Annotated in this window: 13 protein-coding genes; 7 read left to right on the top strand and 6 right to left on the bottom strand. The window is 69.5% G+C overall.

The genetic code is table 11. The features are described from left to right. Positions 1 to 94: 94 nt before the first annotated feature. From cysS to VZQ01_RS03130, 6 genes are all read left to right on the top strand, one after another. Entirely contained in the window at positions 95 to 1531 is a 1437-nt protein-coding gene (gene cysS / locus VZQ01_RS03155) for a cysteine--tRNA ligase (protein WP_426748923.1), read from the top strand. A gap of 44 nt (positions 1532 to 1575) precedes the next feature. Next, positions 1576 to 3273: a M28 family peptidase gene (locus VZQ01_RS03150; protein ID WP_223746747.1), complete on the top strand. Its 1698-nt coding sequence runs from the start codon at positions 1576 to 1578 to the stop codon at positions 3271 to 3273. Between the two features lie 84 nt (positions 3274 to 3357). Then, positions 3358 to 5460 carry an excinuclease ABC subunit UvrB gene (uvrB, locus tag VZQ01_RS03145; protein WP_223746748.1) on the top strand — a complete coding sequence of 701 codons (2103 nt, stop codon included), beginning with the start codon at positions 3358 to 3360 and terminating at the stop codon, positions 5458 to 5460. 12 nt (positions 5461 to 5472) lie between these two features. Continuing rightward, on the top strand, positions 5473 to 7413 hold the full coding sequence (gene uvrC, locus VZQ01_RS03140) for an excinuclease ABC subunit UvrC (RefSeq protein WP_141325214.1): 1941 nt from the start codon (positions 5473 to 5475) through the stop codon (positions 7411 to 7413). 136 nt (positions 7414 to 7549) lie between these two features. Further along, the gene (locus VZQ01_RS03135; protein ID WP_046712884.1) at positions 7550 to 8068 is read left to right on the top strand and encodes a DUF507 family protein; all 519 of its coding nucleotides are present in this window, start codon (positions 7550 to 7552) and stop codon (positions 8066 to 8068) included. 71 nt (positions 8069 to 8139) lie between these two features. Then, positions 8140 to 9627 carry a hypothetical protein gene (locus tag VZQ01_RS03130; RefSeq protein ID WP_426746872.1) on the top strand — a complete coding sequence of 496 codons (1488 nt, stop codon included), beginning with the start codon at positions 8140 to 8142 and terminating at the stop codon, positions 9625 to 9627. A 153-nt stretch (positions 9628 to 9780) separates the two neighbouring features. On the opposite strand, the gene VZQ01_RS03125 is transcribed toward VZQ01_RS03130, so the two are convergent. After that, on the bottom strand, positions 9781 to 10143 hold the full coding sequence (locus tag VZQ01_RS03125; RefSeq protein WP_426746871.1) for a hypothetical protein: 363 nt from the start codon (positions 10141 to 10143) through the stop codon (positions 9781 to 9783). A gap of 64 nt (positions 10144 to 10207) precedes the next feature. Next, positions 10208 to 11107: an SDR family oxidoreductase gene (locus VZQ01_RS03120; RefSeq protein ID WP_223783021.1), complete on the bottom strand. Its 900-nt coding sequence runs from the start codon at positions 11105 to 11107 to the stop codon at positions 10208 to 10210. A gap of 108 nt (positions 11108 to 11215) precedes the next feature. Between VZQ01_RS03120 and VZQ01_RS03115 the strand changes: the two genes are divergently transcribed. Next, positions 11216 to 12109: a LysR family transcriptional regulator gene (locus tag VZQ01_RS03115; RefSeq protein ID WP_223783020.1), complete on the top strand. Its 894-nt coding sequence runs from the start codon at positions 11216 to 11218 to the stop codon at positions 12107 to 12109. A gap of 32 nt (positions 12110 to 12141) precedes the next feature. Here VZQ01_RS03115 and VZQ01_RS03110 read toward each other — a convergent pair whose 3' ends face one another. The 4 genes from VZQ01_RS03110 to VZQ01_RS03095 all read right to left on the bottom strand — a co-directional run bounded on the left by VZQ01_RS03110 (position 12142) and on the right by VZQ01_RS03095 (position 17178). Continuing rightward, complete coding sequence (locus VZQ01_RS03110) at positions 12142 to 13479, bottom strand: di-heme oxidoreductase family protein (RefSeq protein ID WP_408890851.1); 1338 nt, start codon at positions 13477 to 13479, stop codon at positions 12142 to 12144. A 27-nt stretch (positions 13480 to 13506) separates the two neighbouring features. Beyond that, positions 13507 to 14610 carry an imelysin family protein gene (locus VZQ01_RS03105; protein ID WP_223746755.1) on the bottom strand — a complete coding sequence of 368 codons (1104 nt, stop codon included), beginning with the start codon at positions 14608 to 14610 and terminating at the stop codon, positions 13507 to 13509. A gap of 44 nt (positions 14611 to 14654) precedes the next feature. Next, the gene (locus VZQ01_RS03100; protein ID WP_408890848.1) at positions 14655 to 16127 is read right to left on the bottom strand and encodes a hypothetical protein; all 1473 of its coding nucleotides are present in this window, start codon (positions 16125 to 16127) and stop codon (positions 14655 to 14657) included. 136 nt (positions 16128 to 16263) lie between these two features. Further along, positions 16264 to 17178, bottom strand: a complete 915-nt coding sequence (locus VZQ01_RS03095) for a DUF3108 domain-containing protein (RefSeq protein WP_223783017.1) — start codon at positions 17176 to 17178, stop codon at positions 16264 to 16266. Positions 17179 to 17199: the final 21 nt, after the last annotated feature.

The following is a 17199-nucleotide window of genomic DNA, read 5'->3' as shown; positions in this document are numbered from 1 at the left end:
GGGAATCTAGAGTGGCGGCCACACGCACAAAGACGGACCTCCAGGAGGAATGGCGCAAGTGACGACTCCCCCCACCATCCGGCTCTTCAACACGATGACCATGCAGAAGGAGCTCTTGCAGCCCTCTGTCCCGGGCTGCGTGGGGGTCTATGTCTGTGGGCCCACGGTCTACAGCTACATCCATATCGGGAATGCTCGCACCTTCACGTCGTTCGACGTGGTGGTCCGCTACCTCCGGTACCGGGGGCTCCAGGTTCGTTATGTCCGGAACTTCACGGACGTGGACGACAAGATCATCAAGGCCGCCCAGGAGACGGGCGAGGCCCCGGTGGCGCTGGCGGCGCGCTACGTCGAGCTCTTCCGCGAGGACGCCAAGGCGCTGCACATGCTGGAGCCGGACGTGGCGCCCAAGGTGAGCGACCACCTGCCGGAAATCATCGGCATCATCCAGAAGCTCGTGGACAAGGGCTTTGCCTACGCGTCCCAGGGCGACGTGTACTTCTCCGTCAGCGCGGACAAGGACTACGCGAAGCTGTCCAAGCGCCACCTGGAGGACCTGTGCGTGGGCGAGCGCGTGCAGCCCGGCGACCAGAAGCGCGAGCCGCTCGACTTCGCGCTGTGGAAGGCGGCCAAGCCCGGCGAGCCCGCGTGGGAGAGCCCCTGGGGCCCGGGGCGTCCGGGCTGGCACATCGAGTGCTCGGCGATGAGCGCGAAGTACCTGGGTGAGACGTTCGACATCCACGGCGGCGCGCTGGACCTCATCTTCCCCCACCACGAGAACGAAATCGCCCAGAGCGAGTCCGCCAACGGGGTGGAGTTCGCGAAGTACTGGATGCACTGCGGCTTCCTGGACCTGGAAGGCGCGAAGATGTCCAAGTCGCTGGGCAACGTGGTGCGCCTGCGCGACGCGCTCCAGCGCGTGGACGCGGAGGCCCTGCGCTTCTTCTTCCTCTCCACGCACTACCGCCACCCGCTCAGCTTCTCCGACAAGGCCCTGGCCGACGCGGAGGCGCGCATGGAGTACTTCTACGAGACCCTGCGCAAGGTGGACGAGCGGCTCGCCGGCAAGGACTTCGGCGACGGGCCGGTGCACGGCGACCCGCACCGCTTCCTCGCCGAGTTCGAGTGCGCCATGGACGACGACTTCAACAGCGCGGGCGGCCTGGGCGCGCTGTCGGGGCTGTTCGGCCTGATGAACGAGCTGACCGACAAGCCGCCGGTGAAGGACAAGGCGCTCGTCGGGCGCACGCTGCGCGCGCTGCGCGAGGACGTGCGCAAGGTGTCCGGCGTGCTCGGCCTGTTCGAGGACGACTCGAGCGCGTGGCTCTTGCGCCGGCGTGAGCGCGCCGTGCGCGAGCGGGGCATCGACGTGGCGGAGGTGGAGCGGCTGCTCGGTGAGCGGACGGCCGCTCGGGCGGCCAAGGACTTCGCCGCCGCGGACCGGGTGCGGACCACGCTGAAGGAGAAGGGCGTGGAAATCATGGATACGCCCGCCGGCACCTCGTGGAAGGTGGCGGCCGCGCAGGGCTGAAGGGCTGCGGTGCCCCGGGCCTTCGTGTTAGGGCTCGGGGCACCATGAAGCACCTGCTGTCACTGCTGCTGGCCCTGGCCTCCGCTCCCGCGCTCGCCCAGCGCGCGCCCCTCGTCACGCCCGCCGAGAAGACGGCCGCGGGCACCATCGACCCGGACGTGCTGCGCGCGCACATCCGCTTCCTCGCGCACGACCTGCTCGAGGGACGCGGACCCGGCACCCGGGGCGACGCGCTGGGACAGGCGTACATCGCCTCGCAGTTCGAGGCCCTGGGCCTGAAGCCCGCGGGCTCGGACGGCACGTTCTTCCAGCCCTTCGACCTGGTGGGCGTCACCGGCCATCCCCAGGCGATCTCCGTGCGCGCGCCCCTGGGCAGCGCGGAGCTGAAGTTCCACGAGGACTTCATCGCGGTGTCGGGCGTGCAGAGCCCCGAGGCGCGGCTGGACGCCTCCGAGCTCGTCTTCGTGGGCTACGGCATCCAGGCGCCCGAGTACGAGTGGGACGACTTCAAGGGGATGGACGTGCGCGGCAAGACGCTGCTCATCCTCAACAGCGACCCGGAGGATGACCCGCGCATCTTCGGCGGCCGCACGCGGCTGTGGTACGGCCGCTGGGATTACAAGTACGAGCAGGCGGCGAAGGTGGGCGCGGCGGGCGCCATCATCCTGCACACCACGCAGAGCGCCGGCTATCCGTGGCAGGTGGTCCAGTCGTCGTGGACGGGTGAGCAGTTCGAGCTGCCCGCCACCACCGGCCCCCGCCTCCAGGTGAAGGCGTGGACGACGGAGGACGCCACGCGCCGGGTGCTGCAGCTCGCGGGGCGCGACCTGGAGACGCTGCGCGCCGCCGCCCAGTCGCGCGACTTCCAGCCCGTGCCGCTGGGCGTGACGGTGTCCACGCGCTTCGCCAACGAGGTGCGCCGCAGGCCCACCGCGAACGTGCTGGCGCTGCTGCCCGGCAGCGACGCGAAGCTGTCCAACGAGGTGGTGCTCTACAGCGCGCATCACGACCACCTGGGCAGGAAGGAGGGCGGCAAGCCGGGCGAGGACACCATCTACAACGGCGCGCTCGACAACGCGGCGGGCGTGTCCGCGATGCTGTCGGTGGCGCGTGCCTACCGCTCGCTGCCCAAGGCCCCGCGCCGCTCCATCCTCTTCGCCGCGGTGGCCGCGGAGGAGCAGGGGCTGTTGGGCTCGCAGTACCTCGCCGAGCACCCGCCCGTGCCCGCGGGCCGCATCGCCGCCAACGTCAACATCGACGGCGCCAACATCCACGGACGCACGCGCGACATCACCGTCATCGGCCTGGGCAAGTCCAACCTGGACGCGGTCATCACGGCGCTGGCGAAGACGCAGGGCCGCGTGGTGAAGGCGGACCAGCTGTCGGACCGGGGCTTCTTCTACCGCTCGGACCAGTTCAACTTCGCGCGCCAGGGCATCCCCGCCGCATACTTCGGCAGCGGCATGGACTTCATCGGCAAGCCGGAGGGCTGGGGCCGCCAGCAGCGAGAGGCGTGGGAGGCCAAGCACTACCACCAGCCTTCCGACGAGCTGCGCGCGGACTGGGACATGTCCGGCGCGGTGGAGGACGCCCGGCTGTTCTTCCTCTTGGGGGCCCACGTGGCCCGCGTGCCGGAGCTGCCGCGCTGGAACAAGGGCGACGAGTTCGAGGCGGCCCGCCTCGCGGCCTTGAAGGCGCTGGAGGCGCCCAGGACGCCCCCGTCGGAAGGCGCCTCGAAGTAGGGCAGGGGGCGCTCCGTCCGCCGGTCGACGGGCGGGTACAAATGTGCAGTGTTTCCCTCCGCGAGGGTGTTAAACCTCGCGGATATGCCTGAGTTCCAGATCGTCAGCGACCACCAGCCCGAGGGCGACCAGCCGAGGGCCATTGGCGAGCTCACGGAGGGCGTGCAGCGGGGCGACCGCTACCAGACGCTCCTGGGCGTCACCGGTTCCGGCAAGACGTTCACCATGGCGAACATCATCGCCAACGTGCAGCGGCCCACGCTGGTCATCGCGCACAACAAGACGCTGGCCGCCCAGCTCTACGGCGAGTTCAAGTCGCTCTTCCCGAACAACGCCGTCGAGTACTTCGTCTCGTACTACGACTACTACCAGCCCGAGGCCTACGTCCCGTCGACGGACACCTTCATCGAGAAGGACTCGTCCATCAACGACAACATCGAGCGCATGCGCCACTCGGCCACGCACTCGCTGCGCACGCGCGACGACGTCGTGATTGTCGCCAGCGTCTCCTGCATCTACGGCCTGGGCACGGCGCGCAGCTACGTGGACCTGGCGGTGCGGGTGGACCAGGGCGGGGAGATGGAGCGCGACGCGTTCATGCGCCGGCTCGTCGAGTCCCAGTACGAGCGCAACGACATGGACTTCCACCGCGGCACCTTCCGCGCGCGCGGCGACACCGTGGAGGTGTTCCCCGCCTACGAGGAGGAGCGCGCCATCCGCGTGAGCTTCTTCGGCGACGAGGTGGAGCGCATCACCGAGTTCGACCCGCTGCGCGGCGTGACGCTCGGCGTGCTGGACAAGGTCGTCATCTTCCCCGCCAGCCACTACGTCGCCGGCGAGGACTCGCGCAGGCGCGCCATCCAGACCATCCGCGACGAGCTGGCCGAGCAGCTCGGCATCTTCAAGCGCGAGGGCAAGCTGCTGGAGGCGCAGCGGCTGGAGCAGCGCACCATGTTCGACCTGGAGATGATGGAGCAGGTCGGCTACTGCAACGGCATCGAGAACTACTCGCGGCACTTCTCGGGGCGGGCCCCGGGTGAGCCGCCGCCGTGCCTCATCGACTACTTCCCGCGAAATCTCCTGGTGCTCATCGACGAGAGCCACCAGACGGTGCCGCAGATTGGCGCCATGTACCGGGGAGACCGCGCGCGCAAGGAGACGCTGGTCAACTTCGGCTTCCGCATGCCCAGCGCGCTGGACAACCGGCCGCTGAAGTTCGGCGAGTTCGAGGAGCTGGTGCCGCAGGCCGTCTTCGTCTCCGCGACGCCGTCCGAGTACGAGCTGCAGAAGTCCCAGGGCGTGGTGGTGGAGCAGATCATCCGCCCCACGGGCCTGACGGACCCGGAGGTGGAGACGCGCCCTGTCGGCAACCAGGTCGATGACCTGCTCGAGGAGGTGCGCGTCCGCGTCAGCCGCAACGAGCGCGTCCTGGTGACGACGCTCACCAAGCGCATGGCAGAGGACCTCACCGAGTACTACGCGGACGTGGGCGTGCGCGTGCGCTACCTGCACTCGGACATCGACGCGATTGAGCGCACGGCCATCATCCGCGACCTGCGCAAGGGCGAGTTCGACGTGCTGGTGGGCATCAACCTCTTGCGCGAGGGCCTGGACATCCCCGAGGTGTCGCTGGTGGCCATCCTCGACGCGGACAAGGAGGGCTTCCTGCGCAGCCACGTGTCGCTCATCCAGACCATCGGCCGCGCGGCGCGCAACCTGAATGGCCGCGTCATCATGTACGCGGACTCCGTCACCGACTCGATGAAGAAGGCGCTGGAGGAGACCTCCCGTCGCAGGGAGATCCAACGCCAGTACAACAAGGAGCACGGCATCACCCCGCGCTCCGTCAAGAGCAACATCACGGACCTGTCCGAGCACCTCTACGACGCCGAGTCCGCGGGCGCGCTGCCCATGGCGGCCGAGGGCGAGGACGACGTGCTCGAGTCGAAGGAGCTCAAGCGCCTCATCGAGGAGTTCACACAGGACATGCACCGGGCCGCCGAGTCGATGGAGTTCGAGAAGGCCGCCGAGTACCGGGACAAGGTGCAGCTGCTCAAGGACATGGACCTGGGCCTCAAGCCCGCGTCGCGCTCGCTGCTCAAGGGCCCGGCGAAGGCCAAGGAGGACGACGCGCCGAAGAAGGGCCGGGGCCGGGGTCGTTCGTCACGGGCGAAGCCGCGCCGCTAGGAGGCGCCTGTCATGGACGTGAAGCTCCAGGAGAAGCTCGACGCCCTTCCCACCGAGCCCGGCGTGTACCTGATGAAGGACCGCCGCGGGCAGATCATCTACGTGGGCAAGGCCATCAACCTGCGCAGCCGCGTGCGCTCGTACTTCACGCGCACGGGGGACACGCGCGTCTTCGTGTCGCTGCTCGACGAGCTGCTCGGCGACCTGGAGACGGTGCTCGTCCACAACGAGAAGGAGGCGCTGCTCCTCGAGAACGAGCTCATCAAGAAGCACCGCCCGCGCTTCAACGTCCTGCTCAAGGACGACAAGCAGTTCATCTCGCTGCGCCTGGACCGCACCCACGCGTATCCGCGCCTGGAGGTCGTCCGAAAGTACGAGCGCGACGGCGCGCGCTACTTCGGCCCGTACTCCAGCGCCGGCGCCATCCGCGAGACGCTGCGCATCATCAACCGCTACTTCCGGCTGCGCACCTGCACGGACCACGTGCTGGCCAACCGCAAGCGCCCCTGTCTGTTGTTCCAGATCGGCCGCTGCCCGGCCCCTTGCGTCTACCCGGTCCCCGAGGACGACTACCGTCGCAGCGTGGACGAGGTCGTCATGTTCCTGGAGGGCAAGGCGAGCGAGCTGGTGGAGGGCCTGCGGCTGCGCATGAAGCGCGCGGCGCAGGACCTGAAGTTCGAGGAGGCCGCGCGGGTGCGCGACCAACTGCTCGCCATTGAACGAAGCCTGGAGCGTCAGAAGGTCGCCACCACGGACTTCAAGGACCAGGACGTGTTCGCCCTCTACCGCGAGGGGGACCGCATCCTGTTCTACGTCCTCTGGGTCCGGCAGGGCCGCCTCAACGGCGGGCAGGCGTTCCCCTTCGGCAGCCAGGAGTTCCCCAACGAGGAGTTGCTCGCCTCGTTCGTGAACCTCTACTACGACCAGGGCAGCTTCGTGCCGGAGGAGGTCCTGCTGCCGCTGGAGCCGGAGGACGGCCTGGCGGGGCTGGAGGGCCTGCTCACCGAGCGGAAGGGCGAGCGCGTGCGCGTCATGGTCCCCAAGCGAGGGGAGAAGCACGAGCTGGTGAAGATGGCGGAGAAGAACGCCGAGCAGGCCTTCATCGAGCGCCGGCGCACCAAGGACGAGACCGACCAGGTGCTCTCCCGCCTCCAGCAGCGGCTGGGCCTGCGCAACTTCCCGCGCCGCATGGAGTGCTTCGACATCTCCCACTTCCAGGGCTCCGCCATCGTCGCCTCCCAGGTGGCCGTGACGGATGGCGAGGCCGACAAGTCCCGCTACCGGAAGTACAAGATCAAGACGCTGGAGAAGCAGGACGACTTCGCCAGCATGTACGAGGTCGTCACGCGCCGGCTCAAGCGCGGCCAGGAGGACGGCGACCTGCCGGACCTGCTCGTCATCGACGGCGGCAAGGGCCAGCTCGCCAGCGCGCACGCGGCCATGAAGGATTTGGGCGTGGACACGGTGGACGTGGTGGGCCTGGCCAAGAGCCGTGACCTGGAGGTTTTCGACCGGGACGCGGAGAGCGCTCGCAGCCCCGAGCGGGTGTTCGTCGTGGGGCGAAAGGACCCCATCGTGCTGGCGCAGAACTCGGCGGAGATGTTCATGCTGACGCGCATGCGGGACGAGGCGCACCGCTTCGCCATCACCTTCCAGAAACAGGTGCTGCGAAAGAGCCGGGTGCGCTCGGCGCTGGAGGACATCCCGGGGGTGGGGGAGGTGCGGCGCAAGGCGCTCCTCAAGCACTTCGGCTCGCTCAAGCGCGTGGGTGAGGCGAGCATCGAGGAGCTGGCGGAAGTCGTCGGTCCGGCGGTGGCGGAGCGGGTCCATGCGGGGCTTCATGGACACCCCGACGAAGAGGCCGAGGACCCCGTCCGGGAGGCTTCCCTGGATGACGCCACCGAACCCTCCCACGAAAAATCACGGGGAGGGTCGCCACCCGGTGCGGCGTGATTAATTTCCGCTGCAGACTGCGGGGGGAAGCGCGCTGGAACCGCGACGTTCCTGGGGTTTTTAATTGCGACTGGGCTCCGCGCTGATTTATAGCGGTTGACGATTCGAGCAGCTCCAAAGAGGGCGAGGGACCGACATGAGGCTGTATCCGAAGGTGATCCCGATCATTTCGCGAGAGACGATTCAACGGCTCATGCAGGATGGGGACATCGAGGTGGAGCCGATGCGCGTGGCGGACGCCGAGATGGACCTTTCGGCCATCATGCGTGAGTACCTCGCGAACGAAGAGCGTGTGAACCAGGCGACGCGCGAGGCGCTGGAGCGTCGCGGATACGACCCCTCCAAGTTCAACCAGGTGAAGCGCGAGATGGCGGACGTCCGCGGCTTCAAGATGGGCGACGAGGGCATCGAATACGTCATCAACCAGATGATCGAGTTCCTGCTCATCAGCCGGAACGTCGAAGAGGTCTTCTCGGCGGATAACTCGCTGCGTCAAAAGATCCACGTGGTGATGAAGAAGCACCTGGACGTGGACGAGGACATCGACAAGGAGGCGCGCTCCCGCCTGAAGCACCTGCAGGAGGGAACGAGCAGCTTCGAGATCGAGTACAACAAGACGGTGGAGCAGATCCGCCGCGCGCGGGGCCTCATCTAGTCTTCTTTGGAGAGAGGGGACTGTCGTTCCCCGCTCCGCTGCCTACCTTGTTGCACAAGGAGGCAGCGTCGATGGCGGGACCTCTCACCACGCTTCTTTTGTCCGGAGTACTGGCCGCCGGGCCAGGCGGGTTCACGTTCGAGGGCCGGGAGGCCAGCGCGGGGACCGAGCGACCGGACGGCTTCTTCATCCAAGGACCCTTGCCCTTCACGGACCTGGCCGAATCCGGCACGGGGAGCGCCGAGCTCACCGTGGAGGACCGGGTGGACCTGGCCCAGGCCACGTACGGCGACAAGGCGGCCTTCCAGGCGACGTTCCGGCTGGGGAACACCGAGTACCGGGTGGAGCTCGCCCAGGCCGGTTTCCCGCCCGCCCAGGCCCGTTCCCAGGCCTCGTCCAGCGTGCCCCCGGCACCCCGCCACACGGTGGGCGGCGGCGTGCTCCTGAACGTGCCCATCTACGGGGACAGCGGGCTGGGGTGGTCGGTCATGACCCGCTCCCATGCGGCGGTGGCCGTGTGGGGAGTGGGGAGCGTGTGGCGTGATGGCCGGTTGCTGACGGACACGGCGCTCATCCACGTGGCGGCGTTGGACGCCGGGGCGTTCGCGGATGACTCGACGCACCGGATGCTGCGTCAGGCGCGGGCGGGGGACACGGAGCTGGTGGTGCTCGCGTACAACCTGCCGACGGACGTCGAGCGTCGGGGCTTCGTGCAGTTCGTGTTCGAGGACGTGGCCATCGAGGTGGCCGGGGTTCCGGTGCGCTCGGTGGCGGTGGTGGAGAACACGGGGAATCTGACGGTGGACCCGACGCGGCTGACGCCCGTGCCGGCGAACGTCGCGCCTGGCCTGCCGCCCATCCTTCCGCAGCCGACGGCCACGGGTGGCAGTGGCCTGGCGACGGGAACGTCCGTGTCGGCGCCGGAGGTGGGGACGCCCGGGGGCAGTCGGGTGTTCGTGGGCGGGGGGCAGGGCGGCACGGTGGTGCGGGGAGGCGCCACGGTGGGGACGGGGACGGCCGATGTGACGGCGCCCGAGTCGCCCGCGGTGGTGAGTGGCGGCTTCCCCACGAGCGTGGTGGCGGAGCCGCCGGTGAACATCTCGGGGGTGACGTTGGGGACACCGACGACGAGCCCGACGCTCGCGGCGGAGGGGGTGCTGACGACGGGCGCGTCGCCGGTGGGGACGGCGCCTGGGTTCTTCGGCTCCTCGGGGACGACGTCGAGCCTGGCGACCACGGGGTCGTTCTCGGTGCCGGTGCCCTCGGTGACGTCGCCGAGCTTCGATGCGTTCCTGGGCACGTCGCAGGTGAGTCCGGGCATCCTCGCGACGGCGCCGCCGCTCAATGCGGCGCCGGGCTCACCGCCGCCGGGGCTGCTCGGAACGCCCACGCCACTGAATGCCGCGCCCGCGCCGCCGCTCTTCGGGTCTCCCACGCCGTTGAACGCGGGGTCCGCCACGACGCTGCCCGCGACGCCTGCTCCGGCCAATGCGGCGCCTGCCCCGGCCAGCGCCGTGCCCGCGACGTCAGCACCCGGCGGCGCGGCTCCGGCGAATTGAGGCACGGGTCTGTAGAGACATGAGAGGGCGCGCCGCGAGCGTTCGTTGCTCGCGGTGCCGCTCCGCGAGAGCCGTCATCGTCTGTGCATCCGCCTCGCGGCGCAGGCGGGCGACGGCCCGGTGTCGACGTGACAGCGCGAATGGTGTCGGCGGTCAGCGAACCCGCGAGGGCGCGCCCTGATGCGCCATCGCGGCCGCCTGGGCCAATCGCTTGCGAAGCTGGACGACGACGTCGTGCAGCTCGTCGAGCCGCTCGAGGACGCGAAGGTCATCCCCGGTGTTGATGAGGTTCCCCGGTGACAACGTCGCGCCGCGCAGCGTGCTCAACACGTCGTAGAAGTGCGCTTCGACGTCACCGAGCGCGTCCAGCCCTTCCCTCAAATCGTCCTCCAGCAGGTCGACGAGCACCGCCGCGTCGGTGCGAGCGGGGAGCGCGCGAGCGAGGCGTTCGGTCGCCACTCGGACCGGGTCGGCCTGGCGCGAGAGCACGGGGGCGGCGAGGGCGAGAGGGGGCATGGGCTCGACGCTACAGGCCCGTAGCACCCCGTCAATTTTCCCACCCCCGCGGGGCCTCCGCCCCTCAGTGTCCCTTCGCCGCGAACACCGCGCGATGGGCCGACAGGAAGTCGCGGATGTCGACGGGCGCGTGCCCGGTGAGGTCGGCGATGGCCGTGCTCACTCCACTCATGCGCCCCTGTGCCACGGCCGCGTCGAACGATGCGTAGGCCTCCGCCATCGGTGCGGGCAACCCGTGCGCCACCAGGCCCGCGGCGAGGCTCGCGGTGTCCACGGCGATGGACTCGACGGGGCGCCCCGACAGCTCACCCGCGAACCGCGCCAGCTCCGCCTGCGTCACCGCCGACGGCCCGGTGATCTCCAGCACGCGCTGTCCCTCGTACGAGGAGGCGAGCGCCGCCACCGCCGCCCGGGCGCAGTCCTCGCGCGTGACATACGCCGTGGCCCCCGTCCCGGTCGCCGTGACGAGCCGCCCCTGCGCGACGGCCTGGGGCAGGCTGTGCAAGAGCATCTCCATGTAGACGTTGTTGCGCAGCACGGTGAAGCCCAGTCCGCTCGCCGCCAGCGCCTGCTCCGTGGCCCAGTGGTCCTTGGCGAGCGTGATGGGCGAGTCGGGCTCCGGCCGCGTCAGCGACGTGTACACGACGTGCTTCACCCCCACGCGCCGCGCGGCCTCCACGGCATGGCGATGCTGGGTGATTCGGCGGCCAGGAACATCGAGCGAGTCCGTGCTGACGAGCAACAGTCGCTCCGCGCCGGCGAACGCCGCGTCCAGCGTCGACGCGTCATCGAAGTCCGCCTTGCGCACCACGACGCCGCGCGCCGCCAGGTCCGCGAGCTTCGACGGCTCGCGCGTGGTGACGATGAGAGGCCCCTTCCTGGCCTCGAGGAGCAGCTCCACGACGCGGCGGCCCAGATGGCCGGAGGCGCCGGTGACGAGCAGGGTGGGGGATGTGGCCGTCATGTGAATCTCCAGAGCGAGGGAGCGACATTGGCTCCGGCTCATGGGTAGCGCCGCCCGGCGTCCTGCACAATGCGGCCCGCTGGAGCATACTGTTCCACGGGAGGAACAATGGACCTGAACCAGCTCACCCTCTTCGTCGCCGTCGCCGAGGGCGCCAGCTTCTCCAGCGCGGCGAAGAAGCTGGGCCTGCCCAAGTCGTCGGTGAGTCGGGGCATCGCCCGCCTGGAGTCCTCGCTCGGTGTGCAGCTCATCCACCGCACCACGCGCCGGGTGTCGCTCAGCACCGCGGGACAGGCGCTCTACGAGCGGGTGTCCCCGATGCTGCTCGCGCTGCGCAAGTCCGTGGGGGAGCTGCCGGAGTTGGAGGAGGAGCCGTCAGGCGTGCTGCGGCTGACGTCGGTGGTGGACTGGGGGACCACGGTGCTCGCGGAGGTCATCACCCGCTTCGTGGCGCGCTACCCCGCGGTGAAGGTGGACCTGCACCTGGACAATCGCGTCGTGGACCTGGTCGCGGAGGGCTTCGATGCCGCGCTGCGACTGGCCATCGCCCCGTTGAAGGACTCGTCGCTGCGCGCCCGCCGCCTCGGGACGCTCTCCCTGCGGCTCTATGCGTCGCCGGCGTATCTCGCGCGCCGGAGCATGCCGCGCCATCCTCGCGAACTCTCCAGCCACACCTGGGTGTCCTTCCGCTCCCCCATGCCCTTCCGGCTCGTGGGGCCCGGCGAGACGCTCGTCATGCCGCAGGATGGCGCCATCGTCTGCGACGACATGTTCTTCATGCGGGAGGTGCTTCGTCAGGGCGCGGGCATCGGGTTCCTGCCGACGATGCTCGCGGAACCGGAGGTCGCCGAGGGGCGACTCGTCGCGCTGCTTCCGAAGTGGAGCATGCCGGCGGGGAGCGTGTGGTTCGTCTCCACCGCGGAGCGGCACATGCCTCGCAAGGTCGCCGCCTTCCGCGACTTCCTCCTCGAGACGCTGAAGCAGCGCTCCTTCCCGATGTGAGGCCGGGAGCGGACACTCCCGCCGCGCTCACCTCAGAGCGAGCCGAGGAACTTGAGCACCGCGGCGCGGTCATCGGCGGACAGGCGGTGGAAGCCGTCGCGCGCGGTGCGCGCCTCGCCGCCGTGCCACAGCACCGCCTCTTCGATGGTCCGGGCCCGGCCGTCGTGCAGGAAGCCGGAGTAGGGCAGCACCGTGTGCGTCAGGCCCAGGCCCCACAGCGCGGGCGTGCGCCACTCCGTGCCCGTGGCCGCGCCATCCGGCCGTCCGTCCGCGAGCTCCGGCCCCATGTCGTGCAGCAGCATGTCCGTGTACGGATGGATGCGCTGGAAGGCGAGCTCCTCGTAGGCGGCCTCGCCCGTCTCCAGCGTCTCGCGGTGGCAGGACTCGCAGCCCAGCGCGCGGAACAGCTTCTCGCCGCGTTGGACGACGGGGTCCTCCAGCGCGGTGCGCGCGGGGACGCCGAGCGACTCGGAATAGAAGACGGCCGCCTGAAGGATGTCGGCGGTGATTTCGTGCGTCCCGTCCGGCTCCGGGAAGAGCGGGCTCGTGATGCCCATGTCGTTGAAGTACGCCTCCGCGGACTGCTGCAGCAGGTGCGGGCTGTTCGCCTTCCAGCCGAAGCGCCCGGGCAACAGCGTGCGCAGCGCCACGTCCCAGACCTCGTTCAGCCGTCCGGAGATGCCGTCACCGTCCCGGTCATCCGGGTCCTCGAGCGCGCGCAGCGCCTCGATGGGAACGGCCTCCAGCAGCCCCAGTCCGAAGACGGGCGGAGGAAGCCGCAGCGACATCATCATGTCCTCCGGCAGCGCCGAGCCATCCGACTTGACGATGCGCACGCTCGGCGAGCGCAGCGTGTACGGCGTGCCATCCGGGTACTGTCCGGTGCGCTCCACCCACGACAGCGTGAGCGAGGCCGGCGGCACCTGGCCGTAGATGGACTGGTCACGCACCTGGAGCCCCAGTCCGGGGACGGGCACCGCGCCGTGGGGATGGTCGGGCACGCCCTCCGGCAGGCTCACGCGCACGAGGAGCTGGGTGCGCTGCGCGGTGGGCCCCATCACCGGCATGCCGCGCCCGTTGCGCAGGTGACAGCCGTTGCAGGAGACGTTGTTGTACGTGGGCCCGAGCCCCGGGTTCACCCGCGAGGGCGCCGGGACGAAGATGGCCGCGAACGCCGCGTCGCCCGCACGGTGCAGCCGGTCGTACTCGGGACGCAGGTTCGCGGCCGGCTGCGCGAACGCCTGCGACGTGCGGTTGTCGACGGTGGTGGCCCCGCCCGCCCTCGGTGGCTCCAGGGGCACCATCGGCGCCTCCTCGCCACAACCGGCGGACCACAGCAGCAGGGCTCCCAGCATCACCGCACGTCGCATGGCGTTCACCTGGCCCGAGTTCCTACATCACTTCGACAGCAGGGGCAGGACCTCGCCCTGGAAGGTGTCGTGCAGGGCGCGGATGGCCTCCTGCGCGGCGGCGATCTTCGGGCGCTCCGTCTCGTCACGGATGGAGTCGCGGAACGGCTCGCGGACGGCAGCCAGGGCGCTGATGGAGCCGGCGATCTGCTGGCGGATCTTCGCGTCGAGCGCGCTGTCCACGCCCACTACGTCACGCAGCGACATGCCCGTCTTGGCCTCGCCCTGCAGGTGACCCAGGTACGCGTTCTCCACGCTGCGGATGTTGTTGCTGAAGTCCTCCAGCGAGTTGTACGCGAACTGGCTCTCCACCACGTCCGGGTCCCTGGTGTCGTAGGGCTCGGCGATCTTCCCGTTGGCGACCTCGTCCAGGATGGTGGTGATGCCACCGACGATCTCCTGGGCGGCGGCCTCCACGGACGGATACGCGGTGTTGCCGGACTGACCCGCCGTCGCGAGCGTGTCACGGAACGGCGGGTTGCCGTCGTGCGCCTGCGCCCACGCGCCGTGCAGCAGCTGTCCCACGGCCTTGAGCTCCGCGGACAGGGCCGTGACGTACTCCAGCTCGCGGGGCGTCAGCTGCTCGACCGTCTTGGTGCCGCCATCGCCGTAGATGAGGTACTCCAGCGTGTGGAAGCCCTTCTGCTCGTTCTTGAGGTTGCTCACGTACTGCTGGGTGAGGGCGGCGTTGTTGGCCAGCACCGCCTCCAACTCGGTGTGGCTCACCGGCCAGCTGTCCAGCGCCGGGTCATAGCCGAAGCTGTCCACGGGGCCGAAGAGGAAGCCCTCGCTCTGCTCCCAGGGGATGCGCGCCGCGCGCCAGGCCGCCTTGGCCGCCGTCAGCTTCTCCGTCGTGGGCGCCGTCGCGAGCGCGACGCAGGCCGCGTCCAGCTCCGTCAGCCGCGTGGCCAGCCGCGCATAGGTCGGCACCACGACCTTGTCCGCGAACGTGACGACCAGCTCCGAGGTGACCTTGGAGTCGCCCTCGTTGGGGGTGTCGGAATCATCATCGCCGCAGGCCGCGAGGAACAGCGAGCCGGTGAGGAGCGCGGGCGCGAGCGCCAGACGCAGGGGCAGGGACGTACGCTTCATGACTGACCTTTCGTTGGGGGGGAGGGGACACGGGGAGGGCCGCGTCAGTAGTTGAAGCCGGTGGCGAGGCGCAGGGTGTTCTCCGGCCGGAAGGCGTTGGAGCCCATGCGGCGGTGCCCGAAGTCGAGCTTCGCGTACACCGTGTTCAGCAGGTTGTAGGCCACGCCCACCGTGTAGACGGTGCGGCGGAAGCGGGGGTTGTCGTACAGCTCCGCGCGCGGCTTGAACTGCGTGTCCACGTAGTCGTAGCGGACGAACGGGAACAGGTGGTGCGAGTTGCTCAGGCCCACCACCGACGCGATGTCGTAGCCGAGCTCTCCCCACGCGGCCAACGCGTTGTCGGACACCGGCGTGCGCATCACGCCCAGCAGGTTCGACAGGCGCGCGTTGCGCTGCGAGACGAGCTCCGCGTTCTTCAGGTGGCCGTACATCACCATGCCCTTCGCGCTCCACGGGCCCTTGGACACGGACAGGTGCACGTCCAGCAGCGTCAGCGGCGCGGACACGTAGCCGCACGGGGCGACCTCGCGATCATTCGCCTCCTCGCAGCTCTTCACCAGGTCCGCCTTGGGACGGTTGCGCGTGGTGTCGCCGTGGTAGGCGGACACGCCGAAGATGAACCCGTCGAAGTGGGTGACGTCCGCGCGGAACACCAGGGCCATGTCCGTGGCGCGCTGCACCTCGAAGCGGCGCTGGTGGCCGCCCACCGCCCACAGCTGCGAGCTGAAGCCCGTGGAGTCCAGCCCGTTGACCAGCTGTCCCGTCAGCCGCAGGCCCCAGGGGAACTTGTAGCGCAGCCGCAGGCCCATCTCGTCCCACGTGTTGGGGATGATGCCCGTCTCCGCCTCGTCGCGGAGGGTGCCCAGGTAGTCGGTGGGGCGCGAGAACTCGCTCAGCGTGCCCACCGCCACGTAGAAGCGGCCCACCGCGAGCGCCGCGTGGTCGCCGAGCTTCTTCGAGATGTAGAGCTCCTCGACGAGGATCTCTCCACCCTTGTCGAGCTCCTGGTCGAACTCGCCGAACTCCTCGTACTCGAGCTCCATCGCGGTGCCGGTGCCGCCGTGCTCGAACTCGACCTCGACTTCCACCTCGAGCCCATAGTCCGGCAGCGCGCCCTTCATCTCGAGCACGAAGCGCGTGGTGTCGAACTCCAGCCGCGAGTCGCGCTGCGCGCCACCCGTCCGGTTCTGGTTCAACCCGTAGTTGTGATAGCCGAACAGCAGCTCGCCGTAGGCGGTGACGAACGTGTCGATGTTCGGCCGCGCCCGACTCAGGGCCGCGGGAGCGGGCGCCGCGCTGACGGGCGCGGGCTCCTGGGCGGCGGGGGACGGCGCGGGCTGCTCGGGCTGCTCGGCGGATGGAGCCGAGGCGACGGGCCCCTCGGGCGAATCACTCGGCGGTGCGGCGGAGACCACCGGAGCACCGGCCGAATCCTGGGCGCGGGCGACCGTCGTGGAGAGCAGCAGGGTGGAACAGAGCAGGAACGACGACGAGACAAGACAAGAGCGTGGGCGCATCGGAGCGGCGCGCACCCTACGCTCATGATTTTGATTTTGCAAACCAGAATCAATTTCGGTTCAAAGAGAAAGGCCCGGGAACTCCGTCCACCGGGCCTCTCCTCGAGCCGTGTCTTCTTTTCTCAGCAGTTGGACATCACCACTTCATCTCCTCCTTGCCGGGGCCGGCCTCCTGGCGCTTCTCGCCGGGGCGGCTGACGGAGGTGAGGGTGGCGCGCACGGCGCCCAGGTCCAGCGTGCCCACGGCGGCGAGCGGCAGGCGGCGCGCGTCGTCGGAGAGCCACACGTGCACCTCGCGCTTCTGCTTGGGGCGGTCCAGGCGGACGGCGGTGCCCACCAGGTGCCAGGCGTCGAACTGGCCCAGCGGCGTGGTGACCTTCTCCTTCTTGAGCACCTGGCCCTGCATGCGCCACAGCCGGCGCACGCCGTACACGTCGAAGCAGACGGAGAGGTTCTCCTCGAGCGGGAGCTGACGCAGCAGGTAGATGGAGCCGGCCACGTCCAGGCCGTCCTTGTCGTAGGTGTAGTTGTACTGGCCCTTGGGGCGCTGGCCGATCTGGTAGTCCACCTTGATGGCGCGGTCCTTGTGGGTGAAGGCGACCTCCACCTTGCGGCGCATCTCGTTCTCGGTGGCGTCCTCGACGTAGCGCTTGGGGCGCAGCGTGCGCGGGTTGAGCCAGGTGGTGGCGCTGCCGCGCACGCGGCGGACCTTGGAGAAGAAGGAGTTGGTCTCCGCCTGCGCGAGCACGGGAATCTGGCCGTCCTGCGGCTTCTGGACGCGCAGGGTCATCTTGCCGGCCTGCGCGCCCATGGCGTCCAGGTCGAACTCGAGCACCTCGCCGGGCATGAACGTGAGCGGCATGCGCAGCGCGGGCAGCGCCTGCGCGCAGGGCTCCACGGTGATGGGGGCTTCGTCGGGCTTGGCTTCGGTGGCCTCGGCGGGCTTCTCACCCTCGGGCTTGTCGGCCTCGGTGTCGGGGAGCTGGGCCCAGGCGGCACCGCCGGAGGTCAGCATCAGGCAGGTCGCCAGGAGGGTGCGCAGGGTGCTCATCCTTCTTCCTTCCAGAGAGAA

Origin of the sequence: Myxococcus faecalis (assembly GCF_050039385.1) — a bacterium.
In the GTDB taxonomy this organism is placed as follows: domain Bacteria; phylum Myxococcota; class Myxococcia; order Myxococcales; family Myxococcaceae; genus Myxococcus; species Myxococcus fulvus.
Note: the sequence above shows the minus strand (reverse complement) of the source record. Positions and strands in the feature narration are given on the sequence as shown.

What these genes read in the sequence shown, in the direction of transcription:
- VZQ01_RS03100 (WP_408890848.1), bottom strand. Translation starts at nt 16,127, where the DNA reads ATGCGCCCACGCTCTTGTCTTGTCTCGTCGTCGTTCCTGCTCTGTTCC.
- VZQ01_RS03110 (WP_408890851.1), bottom strand. Translation starts at nt 13,479, where the DNA reads ATGCGACGTGCGGTGATGCTGGGAGCCCTGCTGCTGTGGTCCGCCGGT.
- VZQ01_RS03130 (WP_426746872.1), top strand. Translation starts at nt 8,140, where the DNA reads ATGGCGGGACCTCTCACCACGCTTCTTTTGTCCGGAGTACTGGCCGCC.
- VZQ01_RS03125 (WP_426746871.1), bottom strand. Translation starts at nt 10,143, where the DNA reads ATGCCCCCTCTCGCCCTCGCCGCCCCCGTGCTCTCGCGCCAGGCCGAC.
- VZQ01_RS03150 (WP_223746747.1), top strand. Translation starts at nt 1,576, where the DNA reads ATGAAGCACCTGCTGTCACTGCTGCTGGCCCTGGCCTCCGCTCCCGCG.
- VZQ01_RS03135 (WP_046712884.1), top strand. Translation starts at nt 7,550, where the DNA reads ATGAGGCTGTATCCGAAGGTGATCCCGATCATTTCGCGAGAGACGATT.
- uvrC (WP_141325214.1), top strand. Translation starts at nt 5,473, where the DNA reads ATGGACGTGAAGCTCCAGGAGAAGCTCGACGCCCTTCCCACCGAGCCC.
- VZQ01_RS03095 (WP_223783017.1), bottom strand. Translation starts at nt 17,178, where the DNA reads ATGAGCACCCTGCGCACCCTCCTGGCGACCTGCCTGATGCTGACCTCC.
- VZQ01_RS03115 (WP_223783020.1), top strand. Translation starts at nt 11,216, where the DNA reads ATGGACCTGAACCAGCTCACCCTCTTCGTCGCCGTCGCCGAGGGCGCC.
- uvrB (WP_223746748.1), top strand. Translation starts at nt 3,358, where the DNA reads ATGCCTGAGTTCCAGATCGTCAGCGACCACCAGCCCGAGGGCGACCAG.
- VZQ01_RS03120 (WP_223783021.1), bottom strand. Translation starts at nt 11,107, where the DNA reads ATGACGGCCACATCCCCCACCCTGCTCGTCACCGGCGCCTCCGGCCAT.
- VZQ01_RS03105 (WP_223746755.1), bottom strand. Translation starts at nt 14,610, where the DNA reads ATGAAGCGTACGTCCCTGCCCCTGCGTCTGGCGCTCGCGCCCGCGCTC.
- cysS (WP_426748923.1), top strand. Translation starts at nt 95, where the DNA reads ATGACCATGCAGAAGGAGCTCTTGCAGCCCTCTGTCCCGGGCTGCGTG.